Below are 16419 nucleotides of genomic sequence, written 5' to 3'. Positions count from 1 at the left end.
ATCGAGCGCAGCGCGGACCGCCCTCAGCGCCTGAACTGCTTCGACGCGAAGGTCCAGGCCATCCGCGAGGCATCCGGTCCCTTGTCGTCGCTGAAGTGCTCGGACGCAGCACCGCCGCTCCATGCATGCCCCAGCCGCGCGACCTCCACCAATGTGGCGACCGTGCTGCCCTTGCGCTTGTAGTCGGTCACGCTCGTCGCATAGCGCGTGCCGCGTTGCACGCTGCGGGTGGCGGTGGCCCGGGCGCCGCTGGCCCTGGCCCAGGCCTGCACGGCCGCGTGGCCGTTGTGAAGCGAAACGACGCGGTCCAGGTTGCCATGGATCACCATCAGCGGCGGCCATGCCTCGACCACCGTCAACGGCCGGGCCGCCAGGGTCTTGGTGGACCGCAGGCCGTGCATCGCGCCGAGTGCCGACATCGTCGAATGCGCCGTTCCGGGCGGGATGCCCGAATGCATCACGACCGCCTTGAACCTTTCCGGATGCCGACTCGCCAGCAGCGCCGCCATGCTGGCGCCCGCCGAAAGCCCCACCACCGCGATGCGGGCGCGATCCGCCCCATACAGCAGCGTGGCCTGGTCGATAGCGCTCATGATGAGCCCAGCCTCCGCATACGCCCGGCCGCCCGTCGTGTCGTACCAGTTCCAGCAGCCTTGCGGATTGGAGACGCGGTCCTGCTCCGGGTACAGCACCATGAAGCGCTCGCGCGCCGCGATCACGTTCATGCGCGTGCTGTTGGCGAAAGTCCGGGCGTCCTGGCTGCAACCGTGCAGCATCACCATCAACGGCAGCCGCTCGCCCATCTTGACGTTGGGCGGCCGATAGAGCCGGTAGCGCCGCATCCCCGCCGCCCCCATCGCCACGCCCTGCAGCCATTGCCCGGCGCCCGCGGGCGGCTTGCGCTGCTTGAGCGTCTGCTTCACCGTCTGCTTGACGGCCTGCTTGACCACCGAGGCCATCGCGCTCTGTCCCGCGCGCATGCCTTGCCGTGTCATCGTCGCGACGCTGCGCTGGAAAATCGCACCCCACGACGGGAGCTTCGGGGCCTTGTATCGCCTTGCCATGCCCGCGTTCAACGACGCGTCTTCTTCTTCGTCGCAGCCTTGGCAATGCCCTTGCCGCTCCAGAAGTCGAGCACCTGCCGCGTGACGTCCGCCTGCGCGGTCGCGACATTGCGCTTGGCCGCCGCAGTCGCTTGGCCCTTGGCCGAGCCGGCGGCCCGGTTCGCGGCACTCAGCCACATGCTCATGAAGGGGTTCTTGGTGGTCCAGGGGTTGCGCATGGTGGGGTCCTTCAGGGTCAGGGGGCGGGCCGGAATGGCCGAAGCCCTGAGCATGAAGTCCGCAGGCATGGCCACGCGGGACGTTTTGTCCGCGACACCGCGTCGGCAGGTTCTTACGCACTTGCCGGTGCGCGCTGCTTTGGTGACCGAGGCCCGGGTCGCGTTCTCCGCCTACCTGAAAACGCGCCGACGGGTGCTACAAAACCGATCCCCTCCCACACTGAACGCCGCGAAAGTTTCCATGAAACCCCGCCCCGCCACGCACCCCTTTCTCACCGGCGGCGGCCAGGCGGCGCAGTTGATCGCGAACTTCGACTGGGCGCGCACCAGCGTCGGCCCCATCGACGATTGGCCCCAGGGAATGAAGGCGGTCCTGTCGATGGTGCTGCTCTCCGACGTGCCCATCGTCACGCTCTGGGGCCCGCACGGCGTGATGATCTACAACGACGCGTACTCCGTCTTCGCCAGCGCGCGGCATCCGCAGTTGCTGGGCTCCAACGTGCGCGAAGGCTGGCCCGAGGTCGCCGACTTCAACGACAACGTGATGAAGGTCGGACTCGCGGGCGGCACGCTCAGCTACAAGGACCAGGAACTCACGCTCTACCGCACCGGGCAGGCCGAGCAGGTCTGGATGAACCTCGACTATTCGCCGCTGCTGGATGAACTCGGCCAGCCCGCGGGCGTGATGGCGATCGTGATCGAGACGACGGCCAAGGTGCGCGCCGAACAAGCGGTGCGCCTGCGCGATGCGCGCTTCCAGACCTTTGCCGAGGCCATGCCCAACCACGTCTGGGCGTCCGCGCCGGATGGCTTGCTCGACTGGTTCAACCACAACGTGTCGGCCTACTGCGGCCTCTCGCAGGCGCAGTTGGCCGGCAACGGCTGGACCACCATCGTTCATCCGGACGACCTGCCCCACGCCGCGCAGCAATGGGACCGCGCCCGGGCCGAGGGAATCGGCTACGAGGTGGAATTCCGGCTGCGTCGCGTCGATGGTGTCTATCGATGGCACATCGCGCGGGCCGTGCCGCTGCGCGACGAGGCCGGCACCGTCGTCCACTGGATCGGCACCAACACGGACATCGAGGACCAGAAGGCCGCGGCGCTGGTGCTGGCCAACATGAACCAGATGCTGGAGGAGCAGGTGGCCGAGCGCACGGCGGACCGCGACCGCATGGGGCGCCTCTCCACCGACGTCATGCTGGTGGCCGATTTCGAGGCACGCATCGTCTCGGTGAACCCGGCCTGGACCCGGCTGCTGGGCTGGTCGGAAACCGAACTGGTCGGCCACAGCTTTATCGATTACGTGCACCCCGACGATCGCAGCGCCACGCTCGCGGAAGTCGCCGGACTGGCCGGCGGCGCGACCACCTTCCGGTTCGAGAACCGCTACCGCCGGCAGGACGGCAGCTACTGCCTGCTGATTTGGACCGCGGTACCGGACGAGCGCCTGATCCATGCCGTCGGCCGCGACATGACCGCGGACCGCGAGGCGGCGGAGGCGCTCAAGCGCACCGAGGCGGCGCTCTACCAGTCGCAGAAGATGGAAAGCGTCGGCCAGCTCACCGGCGGCGTGGCGCACGACTTCAACAACCTGCTGCAGGTGATCTCGGGCAACCTGCAACTGCTGTCGCGCGTCATGGGTGTCAACGGGCCGGCCGAGCGCTATGTGGCCAACGCAGTGGCGGCCACGCAGCGCGGCGCGCGGCTGTCGAACCAGTTGCTCGCCTTCGCACGGCGCCAGCCGCTCGACCCCAAAGTGGTCAACATCGGCCGCGTGATCACCGGCATGGGCGACATGCTGCGCAGCACGCTCGGCGATGCGGTCGAGATCGAGACCGTCATCTCGGGTGGGCTCTGGAACAGCTTCGTCGACGCAGCCCAGGTCGAGAACGCCCTGCTCAACCTGGCCCTCAACGCGCGCGATGCCATGGAAGGCTCCGGGCACCTCACCATCGAGGCGGGCAATGCGTCGCTCGACGAGCGCTACGTGCTGGACTACCCCGGCGTGGCGGCCGGTCAGTACGTGATGCTGGCGGTGACGGACACCGGCAGCGGCATACCGCCAGAGATCCAGGCGAAGGTCTTCGAACCCTTCTTCTCGACCAAGGCCGAGGGCAAGGGCTCGGGCCTCGGGCTGTCGATGGTCTATGGCTTCGTGCGGCAATCCGGCGGCCATGTGAAGCTCTACAGCGAACCGGGCCATGGCACCACCGTCAAGATCTACCTGCCGCGCGCCGTCGGGGAAGTGACGGCCGTCGCGGCGGAGATCGACGAACTGGACGGCGGCAACGAGACCGTGCTGGTCGCGGAAGACGACGATGCGGTGCGGGCCACGGTGGTCGAGTTGCTCGGGCACCTGGGCTACACCGTGCTGGAGGCGCGCGACGCGGCGGCGGCACTGGCCATCCTTGAAGCGGGTGCGCAAGTCGACCTGCTCTTCACCGACGTGGTCATGCCCGGCAGGGTGCGCAGCCCGGAACTCGCGCGCAAGGCTCAGCAGTTGCTGCCGGATATCTCCGTGCTGTTCACCTCGGGCTATACGCAGAACGCCATCGTCCATGGCGGGCGACTGGACAGCGGCGTGGAACTGCTGGGCAAGCCCTACACGCACGACGCCCTGGCCAAGCGGATTCGCCGGGTGCTGGCGGACAGGGCGAGACGGGTGCGCTGAGCGCCTTGGCGAGCCCCGGCGCAGCCTGGAAATTTGGCGCCCGTACCACCCGCTTGGACACAGGCGATGTTTATGCGCGACACCGCGCCCGCACGTTCTTACACCATAGGTTTTCATGTGCGCAGCGCTTTCGAAATTGATCGCATGGATGTGTGATTTATCCGTCCGTAATCTCTGCGCACGGTGCTACAAATCGAGGAGCTGTCACCTCCCCCGCTAGTAAAAATGCCATGAAGCCCAAGTGCACAACGCATCCGTTTCTCAATGGCGGCGGCGAGGCGGCGCGGCTGATTGGGGACTTCGATTGGGCGAAAACCAGCGTCGGGCCGATCGACGATTGGCCGCCGTTCATGAAGGCGGCGGTGTCGCTGATGCTGCGCTCGCCCGTACCGATCATCACACTCTGGGGCACGGACGGCGTGATGATCTACAACGATGGCTTTTCCGTCTTCGCGCACCAGCGGCATCCGCAAGTGCTGGGCTCGAACGTGCGCGAAGGCTGGCCCGAGGTGGCCGACTTCAACGACAACGTGATGCAGGTCTGCCTGGCGGGCGGAACGCTCAGCTACCTGGACCAGGAGCTGACGCTCTATCGCAAAGGGCGTGCCGAGCAGGTTTTCATGAACCTGGACTATTCGCCGTTGCTGGACGAGTCCGGCCAGCCGGCGGGCGTGATGGCCATCGTGATCGAGACCACCGGCAAAGTGCGCGCCGAGCGGGCGGTGCGCCAGGGCGATGCACGCTTCCGGACCTTTGCCGAAGCCGTGCCAAGCCATGTCTGGGCCGCCCCGGCCGATGGATTGGTGGACTGGTTCAACCACGCCGCCGAGACCTACAGCGGCCTGTCGCAGGAGGAACTTGCCGGCCATGGCTGGGCGAGCATGGTGCATCCCGAGGACATCCCGGACGTCGCCGAGGAATGGGAACGCTCGCGGGCCGAGAGCCGCGCCCACGAGGTGGAAGCCCGGCTGCGCCGCGCAGATGGTGTCTACCGCTGGCACATCACACGCGCCGTGCCACTGCGCGACGAGGCCGGCGCCATCATCCACTGGGTCGGCACCAACACCGACATCGAGGACCAGAAGGCCGCGGCGCTGATGCTGGCCAACATGAACCAGATGCTCGAGGCGCAGGTGGCCGAGCGCACCGCGGACCGCGACCGCGTCTGGCGCCTGTCGACCGACCTCATGCTCGTCGCCGACTTCGATTCGCGGATCCACGCAGTGAACCCGGCCTGGACGCGCTTGCTCGGATGGTCGGAGGCGGAACTCGTCGGCCACAGCTTCATGGAGTTCGTGCATCCGGACGACCACAGCGCCACGATGGCGGAGGTCGCCGGCCTGGGCGACGGCGTTGCGACCTTTCGCTTCGAGAACCGCTACCGGCGCAAGGACGGCAACTACTGCCTGCTGAGTTGGACTGCCGTGCCGGAGGCGCGCATCATCCATGCCGTGGCCCGTGACATCACCGCCGACCGCGAGGCAGCCGAGGCCCTCAAGCGCACCGAGGCCGCGCTGTACCAGTCGCAGAAGATGGAAAGCGTCGGCCAACTCACCGGTGGCGTGGCGCATGACTTCAACAACCTCTTGCAGGTGATCTCGGGCAACCTGCAACTGCTGTCGCGCACCATGGGCGTGAATGGCTCGTCCGAGCGCTATGTGGCGAATGCCATCGCCGCCACGCAACGCGGCGCACGCCTGTCGAGCCAGTTGCTCGCGTTCGCGCGGCGCCAGCCGCTCGACCCCAAGGTGGCCAACATCGCGCGCGTGGTCAGGGGCATGGAAGACATGCTGCGCAGCACGCTGGGCGATGCCATCGAGATCGAGAGCGTGATCTCCGGGGGGCTATGGAACTGTTTCGTGGACGTGGCGCAGGTCGAGAACGCGCTGCTCAACCTGTGCCTCAATGCGCGCGACGCCATGAACAGCTCGGGGCGCCTCACCATCGAGGCCGGCAACGCGTCGCTCGATGAGCGCTATGTTCGCGACTACCCCGGCGTGGCGGCCGGGCAGTACGTGATGCTGGCAGTCACGGATACCGGGACCGGCATCCCGCCCGAAATCCTCGCGAAAGTCTTCGAGCCCTTCTTCTCGACAAAGGCCGAGGGCAAAGGTTCGGGCCTGGGTCTGTCGATGGTCTACGGCTTCGTGCGGCAATCGGGCGGCCATACGAAGATCTACAGCGAACCGGGGCACGGCACGACGGTGAAGCTCTACCTGCCGCGCGATCTCGGTGAAGTGAGCGCCCTGCCCCCCGAAATCGATGCGATGGAAGGTGGCGACGAGACCATCCTGGTCGCCGAAGACGACGATGCGGTGCGCGCGACAGTGGTCGAACTGCTTGGTCACCTGGGCTACAACGTGCTGGAGGCGCGCGACGCAGCCGCGGCCCTGGCCATCCTCGAAGATGGCGCCCAAGTCGACCTGCTCTTCACCGACGTGGTCATGCCCGGCAAGCTCCGCAGTCCCGAGTTGGCGCGGATCGCGCAGCAGATGCTTCCGGGCATCGCCGTGATCTTCACCTCAGGCTACACGCAGAACGCGATCGTGCATGGCGGGCGCCTCGACAAGGGCGTCGAGTTGCTGGGCAAGCCCTACACGCACGACGCCCTGGCCAAGCGGATTCGCCGGGTGCTGGCGGACCGGGCGCGCCGGCCGCGTTGAGCGACCGGCAGGTCTTCATCAGTAGCGGCGCGGACGTGTCGCCACCAATACCGCCATCAGCGCGGCGCCGCCGGCCATTGCATAGGCCACGGCACGCATCGGCTGGGTGGCGATGTACTTGGCACTCGACGTCCTCAGGTCCGCTGCACGGTTCTTCAATTCGCCGAACTTCTCGCTCGCGGCCGCGGCAGCGCTTCTCGCGTACACCCGTCCGGTGGCGGCGGCGTCCGATGCGATCACGCCGGCATCGCTTGCCACGTCCCTGGCCACGCGTGCCGCGTGCTGACCCGTGGTCCGTGCTTCAGCGGCGACGTTCCATGCGGCAATCGTGGCGTCATGGCTGGCGCGGCGCGCATCGTCAGCCAATTGAGCGGGGGTCTTCGTCATCTGCAATTCATCCATTTCGCAACTCCTGTGATTTCCGAACGGCAACGTGCCGAATCGATGAATCACTGTTGCCAAACGCACCGGCGCCCCATGTGGGTGCCGGGGCGCAATGCGCGTAGGTCGATGCTCGCAAGTTCCTACACGCACGCGGTAGCCGGCGGTCGCCCTGCTACAGCTTCGCGATCGACACCTCGGTCGACTTCACCAGCGCGACCACGTCGGAGCCGGGCCGCAGTTGCAGCTCGTCCACCGAACGCGTGGTAATGACCGAGGTGACCACGCCCCAGGCGGTCTCGACATCCACTTCGGAGACGACGTCACCGCGGATGATTTCCTTCACCTTGCCCTTGAACTGGTTGCGGACGTTGATGGCTTGAATGGACATGAGATAACTCCTTTTGGTTTGAAAAAGATCAGAGCGCCCAGCGCAATGCGTGGGCGGGGCCGTCGGCCCAGTGAAGGTCATTGGCCGGCTCGGCATCGGGCTTCTGCAGCACGCGGTCGAGGATGCGTTTCTCGATCGCGGCAAAGGCCGGGTCGCCCTGCGAGCGCGGCCGGGCCAGCGCGATGTTCTCGTCGAGCGCGATGCGTCCGTCCTCGATGAGGATCACGCGGTCGGCAAGCGCCACCGCTTCCTGCACGTCATGTGTCACCAGCAGCGCGGTGAAGCGGTGGCGCTGCCACAGGTCCTCGATGAGGCGGTGCATCTCGATGCGGGTCAGCGCATCGAGCGCGCCCAGCGGTTCGTCCAGCAACAACAGCCGCGGGTGATGCACCAGCGCGCGCGCCAGCGAGACGCGTTGCCGTTGTCCGCCGGAGAGGCGCGCCGGCCATTCGTTCTCGCGGTCGGCCAGCCCGACCTGCGCCAGCACTTCCTTGCCACGCGCCTTGGCCTCTGCCGGCAGGCCCAGCGTGACGTTGTCCAGCACGCGCCGCCACGGCAGCAGGCGCGCCTCCTGGAACATGATCCGCGTGTCGTCGTGCAGCCCGTCGATGGCCTTGCCATCGGTGAAGAGCGCGCCTTCGCTGGCCTTCCCCAGGCCTGCCACAAGACGCAACAAGGTGCTCTTGCCGCAGCCGCTGCGCCCGACGATGGCGATGAACTGCCCCGGCTCGACGACGAGCCGCGTGTTGCGCAGCACCTCGCGCTGGCCATAGCGCTTGTGGACGCCGCGCACTTCGAGCTTGACGCCGCCTTCGTTGGAAATCGTTTGATCGGTCATTGCGTTACTTTCAAGCAGTCTTCTTCTGATACCCAGGGTGCCAACGCAGCCACCACTGTTCGAGTCCGCGAGCGAACAGATCGGCCAGCTTGCCCAGCAGCGCATACAGCAGGATCCCCACCAGCACGATGTCCGTCTGCAGGAACTCCCGCGCATTCATCGTCAGGTAGCCGATGCCGGCTTGCGCCGAGATGGTCTCCGCCACGATCAGGATCACCCACATCAGCCCGAGCGAGAACCGCAGCCCCACCAGGATCGACGACAGCGCGCCCGGCAGGATGACTTCGCGATAGAGCTGCCACCGGCTGAGCCCGTAGGTGCGCCCCATCTCGATCAACTGCGGATCGACATTGCGGATGCCGTGGAAAGTGTTCAGGTAGATCGGAAAGAACACCGACACGCTGATGAGGAACAGCTTGGCCGATTCATCGATGCCGAACCACAGGATCACCAGCGGGATCAGCGCCAGCGCCGGAATGTTGCGCACCATCTGGATGGTCGAGTCGAGCAGCGTCTCGAAGAACTTGACCGAGCCGGTCAGCAGTCCCAGCGCAAGCCCGAGCCCACCGCCGATGGCGAGCCCCGCCAGCGCCCTGCCCGCACTCACCTTCACATGCGTCCACAGTTCGCCCGAGACAGCCAGGTTCCACGCAGCTTTCACCACGTCGATGGGGGCAGGCAGCACCCGCGTAGACAGCCAGCCCAGCGAGGAGGCGATCTGCCACAAGACGATCAGCGTGATGGGCACCAGCCAGGGCACGAGCCGCGCGCCGACGTTGCCGGCAAAGGCCTTGATCGCTGCCGTGGGCGATGCAGATTCGACGGGCAAGGTATGCACTTGTTCAGTCATGGTGTTCAGCTTTGCGAATGAAGGCGCGATGGCGCATCGAGATTGGCGACCACCTCGCCGAAAGGCCCACCCAGCGGCCCGCCGCGCAGTTGCTGCTTCACGCGCTTCGACAGCAGCGGGAACACCAGCTCGGCGAAGCGGTAAGCCTCTTCCAGGTGCGGATAGCCGGAGAGGATGAAGTTGTCGAGCCCGAGCGCCGCGTATTCCTCGATGCGGGCGGCCACCGTCTTCGCATCACCCACGAGCGCCGTGCCCGCACCACCGCGCACCAGGCCCACGCCGGCCCACAGGTTGGGCGACACCTCCAGGTCGGCGCGCGAGCGCTTCCTGCCACCGGCATGCAGCGCGGCCATGCGGCGCTGGCCTTCGGAATCCATGCGCGCGAAAGCGGCCTGCGCGCGGATCACGGTGTCGTCATCGACGCGGCTGATCAGGTCTTCGGCGGCCTGCCAGGCGGCGTCCTCGGTCTCGCGGACGATCACATGCAGGCGGATGCCGAACTGCACCGTGCGTCCGCGGCTCGCAGCCCGCGCACGCACATCGGCGACTTTCTTTGCCACCTCGGCCGGCGGCTCGCCCCAGGTCAGGTAGGTATCGACCTGCTCGGCCGCCAGTTCATGCGCGGCCTCCGACGAGCCACCGAAATACACGGGCGGATACGGCGCCTGCACCGGCGGGTAGAGCAGCTTGGCGCCCTTCACGCTCAGGTGCTTGCCCTCGTAGTCGAAGGCCTCGCCGTCATGGCTGCGCGCCAGGATCTCGCGCCAGATGCGGATGAACTCGGCCGACTGCTCGTAGCGCGATGCATGGTCGAGGAACACGCCGTCGCCTTCGAGCTCGGCCTGGTCGCCGCCGGTGACGAGATTCACCAGCAGCCGTCCGCCGGAGAGCCGGTCGAAGGTCGCGGCCATGCGCGCGGCCAGGCTCGGCTGGTGCAGCCCCGGGCGCACCGCGACCAGGAACTTGAGCTTGCGCGTGGCGCCGATCAGGCTGGACGCGATCACCCACGGGTCTTCGCAGGAACGGCCGGTCGGGATCAGCACGCCTTCATAGCCAAGCTGGTCAGCGGCGCCTGCGATCTGCTGCAGGTAAGGCAGGTCGACCTGCCGCGCGCCTTCGGTGCTGCCGAGGTAGCGGCTGTCGCCATGGGTGGGGAGGAACCAGAAGATCTTCATGTTCATGCGCTCAAGGTTGCGTGCCGCGCCAGACGACTTGCGACACGTTCACGGGCTTGGGGATCAGCCCCAGTTGATGGAAGGCATCGGCCACGCGCTGCTGGTCGCGCACCGTGGCGGGCTGGATCGGGCCCACTGGCGACGGCGGACGGCGCTGGAGGAACAGGCTCACCACGCCCGCATCGAGGCCGCTGAAACCGGCAACGAGCTTGATCGCGCCGGCGCGGTCCTGCTGCACCAGCTTGTCGGCGCGGGTCAGGTCCTCGAACAGCGCAGTGAGCACATCCGCATGCTGTTCGGTGAAGGCACGCGAGGCGAGATAGAAGGAGTTGTTGCCCGACAGCCCGCGCCCGTTGGCCAGCACGCGCGGCTGGATCGCCAGCTCGGTCGCGGCATAGAACGGGTCCCAGATCACCCATGCGTCCACGGCCTTGCGCTCGAAGGCGGCGCGTGCATCGGCGGGCGTGAGGTACACGGGTTGAATGTCAGTCCATTGGAGCCCGGCCTTCTCGACCGCGCGCACCAGCAGGTAGTGCGCGCTCGAACCCTTCTGCAGCGCGATCTTCTTGCCGCGCAAGTCCTGCAGCGTCTTCAGCGGCGAATCCTTCAGCACGAGCACGGCCGAGCTGTCGGGCTTCGATGGCTCGGCACCGACGTAGAGCAGGTCCTTGCCGGCTGCCTGCGCGAACACCGGCGGCGAATCGCCGGTGAGCCCGAACTCCAGGCTGCCGACCGCCAGCGCCTCCAGCAACTGCGGCCCCGCGGGAAATTCGATCCAGGCAATTTTTGCGTTGGGATAGCGCTTTTCGAGCCAGCCCGATTGCTTGACGATCACCAGGTTGGCGGCCGACTTCTGGTAGCCGATGCGCAGTTGCTGCAACGGTTGCGAGGCGCCGGCCGGTTGCGCCAACGCGATGGGGCCTCCGACGCCAAAGGCCAGCGCGGTGACGGCGAGCAGACGCAGCAGGCCGCGTCGTCCGAATGTGTGCAAGGCGCTCATGCCACACCCGCGCCAGCGGCCTCGAGCAGGTTGATCTTCTTCGGGATCAGCTTCAGTTCGAAGAAGGTGTCCGCGATCTGTTGCTGCTCGGCCAGGATGGCCTTGGTGATCGGTGCCGTGCCGTAGGCCGCACGACCCACGGATACATCGACCACCGGCTTCGGCAAGCCCCACAGCACCGACAACTCCTGCGCATACGCGCTCTTGTTGGCCACGGCCCACTGGTCGAGCTTGTCGATCTCCTCGACGACCAGCTTGAGCACGTCTGCGTTCTTCGCGACATAGGGCAGCGAGGAGAAGTAGTAGCCGCGATTGCCGACCACGCCCTTGCCATCGGCCAGGATGCGCGCGCCCAGCGTGAGTTCGGCGGAGGCGAGGAACGGGTCCCAGATCACCCACGCGTCGATCGAGCCCTTCTCGAAGGCAGCGCGTGCATCGGGCGGTGCCAGGAACACGACGTTCAGGTCGCTGTATTTCAGCCCGGCCTGCTCCGCCAGCTTGACGATGAAGTAGTGGACGTTCGAGCCCTTGTTGAGCGCGATCTTCTTGCCTTTCAAGTCGGCCACGGTCTTGATCGCCGAGTCCTTGGGCACCAGCACCGCCTCGGCGCTCGGCCGCTGCACGGTCGCGGCCACATAGGCCAGTGGCGCACCGGCCGCCTGCGCAAAGATCGGCGGCGCCTCGCCGACATCGCCGAAGTCGATGGAGCCGACGTTCAGCGCTTCGAGCTGCACCGGGCCGGCGTTGAACTCGGTCCAGGTCACGTTCACGCCGAGCGGCGCGAGGCGGTTCTCCAGCGTGCCACGTCCCTTGAGCACGGTCAGCGCGCCCTTCTGGTTGCCGATGCGCAGCGTGCGCGACGGGCTCTGCGCCAGCGCCGCGAACGATGGCAGCGCAATGGCGGTGGCCGCGCCCTGGAGCAGGCGGCGGCGTTGGATCGAAACGGAAGAGGTCATGATTGGATTCCTTCAGGCAAGCCTTTTCCCGCGCCGCGAACGAGCGGCGAAAAAAATCGGGACGATGAATGGGGAGATCGGTTTGCCGCGCGATGGCGCCAAGGCGCGGCGATGGCGTCAGACGCTACATCGCACCCGCGAGAAATGAATCGGCTCGAAGCCCCGCATCGGCGGCAGCTTCAGTCCTTCGGCGGCCAGCACCTCGGCCGCGTCGTCCAGGCGATGGGCCAGGTCGTCATGCACCCGGAACTCGCCCTGCGGCGATGCCGTGATCTGCGCATCGGTCGCATAGATGCCAGGCAGGATGTGCCGTGCCGCGAGCGCCTGCAGCACCGGCCGCAGCGCATAGTCCAGCGCCAGCATGTGATGCGCGCTGCCGCCGGTGGCCAGCGGCAACACCGTCTTGCCTTTCAGCGCGCCCTGCGAGAGCAGGTCCAGGAACACCTTCAGCGCGCCGCTGTACGCCGCCTTGTAGACCGGCGTGGCCACCACCACCACACGCGCCTGCGCCACTTGGGCGATGGCATGCGCGATGTCCGGATGCTCCCACTCGGCGAGCAACAGCGCCTTCGCCGGAAGCTCCCGCACGTTGACGCGCTCGATGCGCGCGCCGCGCCTCTGGAGCCGATCACCCACCGATTCAAGCAAGGCGGTGGAACGGGACGGCGTCGACGGACTCCCGGCAATCAGTAGGACGGTCACAAGATTTCCTGGACGAAGGTGTGAATATTTCTACTGCGGCCACCGATCTCGGGTCTGCGGTGCTCACCGTACTGGAGTACGGCTCCGCTCCTCAACCCGACCTCGGCGCCCTCGCTACGAAATCTTCAAACCTTCTGACTGAGTTCGGTCCCGGCGCACTCTGTTGAGTGGTTGCGCCGCGAATGGATGAATGAGGATGCGCGCTCGACCTACTTCAGCTTCGCCGTGTAGATCTGGTCGAAGGAGCCGCCATCGGCGAAGTGCTCCTTGTCCGCCTTGGTCCAGCCACCGAAGGCCTGGTCGATGGTGAACAGCGTCAGCTTGGGGAACTGCTTGTCGTACTTGGCCTTGGCCTTCTCGGAGGTCGGGCGGTAGTAGTTGCGACCGGCAATGTCCTGGCCTTCGTCGGAATACAGGTACTTCAGGTATTCCTCGGCCACGGCGCGCGTGCCCTTCTTGTCCACCACCTTGTCGACCACCGTCACCGTGGGCTCGGCCAGGATGCTGATGGACGGCGCGACGATGTCGAACTTGTCGGCACCGAATTCCTTCAGCGCAAGGTAGGCCTCGTTCTCCCAGGCCAGCAGCACGTCACCCACGCCTCGCTGAACGAAGGTGATCGTGGATCCACGCGCACCCGCGTCGAGCACCGGCACGTTCTTGTAGAGGTTGCCGACGAAGTCCTTCGCCTTGGCATCGCCACCGTACTTGCGCTTGGCGAATTCCCAGGCGGCCAGGTAGTTCCAGCGCGCGCCGCCGGAGGTCTTGGGATTCGGCGTGATCACCTGCGTGCCGGGCTTGACCAGGTCGTCCCAGTCCTTGATGCCCTTCGGATTGCCCTTCTTCACCAGGAACACGATGGTCGAGGTGTAGGGCGCCGAGTTGTGCGGCAGTCGCTTCTGCCAATCGGGCTTGACCAGGCCACCGTGCGTCACGAGGGCGTCGGTGTCGCCGGCCAGCGCCAGCGTGGCCACGTCGGCATCGATGCCGTCGATGATCGAGCGGGCCTGCTTGCCCGAGCCGCCATGCGACTGCTTGATCACCACGTCCTGGCCGGTCTTGCCTTTCCAGTAGGCGGCAAAGGCCTTGTTGTAGTCGACGTAGAGCTCGCGCGTCGGGTCATACGACACGTTGAGCAGGTTGATGGTCTGGGCGAACGACGGCAGCGCCGTGAGGGCCATGCTTGCGCCCAGCGTGGCACCGAGGGAAAGCTTGATAAAGTCGCGGCGAAGGCTCATGGCGGTCTTTCGAAAGGCAATCTGGCTAAGAAGCTGCCGATTTTGAAAGCCACCCTACAAAACTGGAACTACCGTTTTCACAGTTCCAAATAGCCAAATCAACTAAGGACCCCGCAAATGGCACGAATGATTCAGTGCGTGAAACTCGGCAAGGAAGCCGAGGGACTCGACTTCCCCCCCTATCCCGGCGAACTCGGCAAGAAGATCTGGGAGAGCGTCAGCAAGGAAGCCTGGGCCGCCTGGCTCAAGCAGCAGACCATGCTCGTGAACGAAAACCGCCTGAACCTGGCCGACCAGCGCGCCCGCGAGTACTTGAAGCGCCAGATGGAAAAGCATTTCTTCGGCGACGGCGCAGACGTGGCGCAAGGCTACGTGCCACCGAGCGCCTGATCTTCGCGCCCTGATGCGCGAACCCGTCCAGTGGCGCGCCGACGGCGTTCCGCGCAGCGAGCGCTTCGACGACATCTACCACACCGAAACCGGCGCCCTCGCCCAGTCCCGCCATGTATTCCTCGGCGGCTGCGGGCTTCCAGAAGCATGGCGTGACCAGCCGCAATGGCGGATTCTCGAAACCGGCTTCGGCTTTGGCTTCAATTTCCTGACAACCTGGCAGGCCTGGCGCACAGACCCTGCGCGGCCGCGCATGCTCCACTTCGTTTCGATCGAGGCGCATCCGGTCGGCGTGGAAGATCTGCTGCGCGCAGCATCGGCCTACCCGGAACTGGCCGAACTCGCCCGGGCGCTGGCCGGCCAATGGACCGAACTCCTGTCCGGCTTCCACCGGATGAGCTTCGACGACGGCCACGTGCTGCTGACGCTGTGCATCGGCGACGTGCAGGCCATGCTGCGCGCCCAGCGCTTCGAGGCCGACAGCCTCTACCTCGACGGCTTCAGCCCGGACCGCAATCCCGCGATGTGGTCACCGGAGACGCTCAAGGCGGTCTCGCGCTTTGCCCGCCGCGGCAGCGGCATCGCGACCTGGACCATTGCGCGGGCTGTGCGCGATGCCCTCGCGCAGAACGGATTCCAGGTCAGGAAAGCGCCCGGCCTGCCGCCCAAGCGCGATTGCCTGCGCGGCGTGTTCGATCCAGCCTGGACCCCACGACGCCGCACCCCACCCCCGGAACAAGCGACGCCGGGCCGTTGCGCAGTCATCGGTGCCGGCCTCGCGGGCGCTGCCGTCGCCGCCAGCCTCGCGCGACGCGGATGGCAGGTCGACGTGTTCGACAAGGCAGCCCAGGCGGCGACTGGCGCCTCCGGCCTGCCGGTCGGCGTGCTCGCGCCGCATGTCTCGCCCGACGACGCCCTGCTCTCGCGCCTGACGCGCGCGGGCATTCGCGCGACGTGGCAGCAGTTGCAAGAACGCTTGGTCGGAGGCCGCGACTGGAAGGCCAGCGGCGTGCTGGAGCGCCGCCCCGATGGCGATCTGCGCCTGCCCCCAGGCTGGCGTGCCGAGGGCCCGAACCTTTCGTGGCCTGCCAATGCAGCGCAACTCGCTGCCTCGAAGTTGCCTGCCGATACCGCCGCGCTCTGGCACCCTTGTGCCGGCTGGGTTCGTCCGCGGGCACTGGTGGAAGCGTGGCTGGCCACGCCGGGCGTGCACCTGATCCCGGATTGCGAGATCGAGCGCATTGCGCCCACCGGCGCCGGCTGGCAACTCCTGACCCACGGTGATCCAACCCCCGGCGAGTTCGAACGCGTCGTGATCGCCGCCGGATTCGAAAGCGCCCGCTTCGCCCCATCGCTCCCCTTGCAACCCGTGCGCGGCCAGGTCCAATGGGGGCATTCGCCATGCGAATCGAACTTGCCTCCGGCCCCGATCAACGGCGACGGCCACCTGATCGCCGGCGTGCCGGACGGCGACAGTGCCCTGTGGCTGACCGGCGCCACTTTCGACCGTGACAGCATCGACCTGATGCCAAGCCACACGGACACCGAGGCCAACCGCGAACGACTCGCCCGCCTGTGCCCACAAGCCGCATCGGCGCTGGCCAGCGCTTTCGAGGGCGCCACACCCTGGACCGGCGTGCGCTGCGCCTCCGGGGACCGCCGCCCGCTCATCGGCCCCCTGCCCGATCAGCCAGGGCTGTGGGTCTGCACCGCGCTGGGCTCGCGCGGCCTGACGTTCGCTACGCTCTGCGCGGAACTGCTCGCCGCACACTGGCACGCCGAGCCCCTGCCCCTCCCGACGGCGCTGGCACAAGCCCTCGATACGCGCCGCCTTTGATGCTCGGGCGCCGAGAGTCGTCAGAAAGACCACATAGCCCTT

Annotated in this window: 15 protein-coding genes; 4 read left to right on the top strand and 11 right to left on the bottom strand. The window is 66.8% G+C overall.

Annotated features, from left to right (window positions below; translation table 11 throughout):
* Positions 1-23 precede the first annotated feature (23 nt).
* Positions 24-1064 (bottom strand): extracellular catalytic domain type 1 short-chain-length polyhydroxyalkanoate depolymerase, encoded by a 1041-nt coding sequence (locus WKW82_RS16650; RefSeq protein WP_340343419.1) that lies wholly within the window; start codon positions 1062-1064, stop codon positions 24-26.
* 8 nt (positions 1065-1072) lie between these two features.
* On the bottom strand, positions 1073-1282 hold the full coding sequence (locus WKW82_RS16645) for a hypothetical protein (protein ID WP_340343418.1): 210 nt from the start codon (positions 1280-1282) through the stop codon (positions 1073-1075).
* 241 nt (positions 1283-1523) lie between these two features.
* Here WKW82_RS16645 and WKW82_RS16640 point away from each other — a divergent pair, with 241 nt between their 5' ends.
* Both WKW82_RS16640 and WKW82_RS16635 read left to right on the top strand, forming a co-directional pair.
* Positions 1524-3956 carry a PAS domain-containing protein gene (locus WKW82_RS16640; RefSeq protein ID WP_340343417.1) on the top strand — a complete coding sequence of 811 codons (2433 nt, stop codon included), beginning with the start codon at positions 1524-1526 and terminating at the stop codon, positions 3954-3956.
* 230 nt (positions 3957-4186) lie between these two features.
* Positions 4187-6619, top strand: a complete 2433-nt coding sequence (locus tag WKW82_RS16635) for a PAS domain S-box protein (RefSeq protein ID WP_340343416.1) — start codon at positions 4187-4189, stop codon at positions 6617-6619.
* Positions 6620-6637: 18 nt separating this feature from the next.
* On the opposite strand, the gene WKW82_RS16630 is transcribed toward WKW82_RS16635, so the two are convergent.
* The 9 genes from WKW82_RS16630 to WKW82_RS16590 form a co-directional block, all read right to left on the bottom strand.
* Positions 6638-7021, bottom strand: a complete 384-nt coding sequence (locus WKW82_RS16630; protein ID WP_340343415.1) for a hypothetical protein — start codon at positions 7019-7021, stop codon at positions 6638-6640.
* 154 nt (positions 7022-7175) lie between these two features.
* Entirely contained in the window at positions 7176-7391 is a 216-nt protein-coding gene (locus WKW82_RS16625) for a TOBE domain-containing protein (RefSeq protein ID WP_213959091.1), read from the bottom strand.
* Between the two features lie 28 nt (positions 7392-7419).
* Complete coding sequence (locus tag WKW82_RS16620; protein ID WP_340343414.1) at positions 7420-8229, bottom strand: ATP-binding cassette domain-containing protein; 810 nt, start codon at positions 8227-8229, stop codon at positions 7420-7422.
* Positions 8230-8239: 10 nt separating this feature from the next.
* Positions 8240-9079: an aliphatic sulfonate ABC transporter permease SsuC gene (gene ssuC / locus WKW82_RS16615; RefSeq protein ID WP_340343413.1), complete on the bottom strand. Its 840-nt coding sequence runs from the start codon at positions 9077-9079 to the stop codon at positions 8240-8242.
* A 5-nt stretch (positions 9080-9084) separates the two neighbouring features.
* Positions 9085-10254 carry an FMNH2-dependent alkanesulfonate monooxygenase gene (ssuD, locus tag WKW82_RS16610; RefSeq protein WP_340343412.1) on the bottom strand — a complete coding sequence of 390 codons (1170 nt, stop codon included), beginning with the start codon at positions 10252-10254 and terminating at the stop codon, positions 9085-9087.
* A gap of 10 nt (positions 10255-10264) precedes the next feature.
* Complete coding sequence (locus WKW82_RS16605; RefSeq protein WP_340343411.1) at positions 10265-11254, bottom strand: sulfonate ABC transporter substrate-binding protein; 990 nt, start codon at positions 11252-11254, stop codon at positions 10265-10267.
* On the bottom strand, positions 11251-12210 hold the full coding sequence (locus WKW82_RS16600; RefSeq protein ID WP_340343410.1) for a sulfonate ABC transporter substrate-binding protein: 960 nt from the start codon (positions 12208-12210) through the stop codon (positions 11251-11253). The genes WKW82_RS16605 and WKW82_RS16600 overlap by 4 nt, the downstream gene beginning before the upstream one ends.
* Positions 12211-12327: 117 nt before the next feature.
* Positions 12328-12912 (bottom strand): NADPH-dependent FMN reductase, encoded by a 585-nt coding sequence (gene ssuE / locus WKW82_RS16595; RefSeq protein WP_340343409.1) that lies wholly within the window; start codon positions 12910-12912, stop codon positions 12328-12330.
* Between the two features lie 209 nt (positions 12913-13121).
* The gene (locus WKW82_RS16590) at positions 13122-14150 is read right to left on the bottom strand and encodes a sulfate ABC transporter substrate-binding protein (protein WP_340343408.1); all 1029 of its coding nucleotides are present in this window, start codon (positions 14148-14150) and stop codon (positions 13122-13124) included.
* A gap of 117 nt (positions 14151-14267) precedes the next feature.
* Between WKW82_RS16590 and WKW82_RS16585 the strand changes: the two genes are divergently transcribed.
* Both WKW82_RS16585 and mnmC read left to right on the top strand, forming a co-directional pair.
* The gene (locus WKW82_RS16585) at positions 14268-14540 is read left to right on the top strand and encodes an oxidative damage protection protein (RefSeq protein ID WP_213959084.1); all 273 of its coding nucleotides are present in this window, start codon (positions 14268-14270) and stop codon (positions 14538-14540) included.
* 13 nt (positions 14541-14553) lie between these two features.
* Positions 14554-16377 carry a bifunctional tRNA (5-methylaminomethyl-2-thiouridine)(34)-methyltransferase MnmC2/FAD-dependent 5-carboxymethylaminomethyl-2-thiouridine(34) oxidoreductase MnmC1 gene (gene mnmC / locus WKW82_RS16580; RefSeq protein WP_340343407.1) on the top strand — a complete coding sequence of 608 codons (1824 nt, stop codon included), beginning with the start codon at positions 14554-14556 and terminating at the stop codon, positions 16375-16377.
* Positions 16378-16419 lie beyond the last annotated feature (42 nt).

The organism is Variovorax rhizosphaerae, assembly GCF_037889975.1.
Lineage (GTDB): Bacteria > Pseudomonadota > Gammaproteobacteria > Burkholderiales > Burkholderiaceae_C > Variovorax > Variovorax rhizosphaerae.
This window is presented reverse-complemented; position numbering and strand designations above follow the sequence as displayed.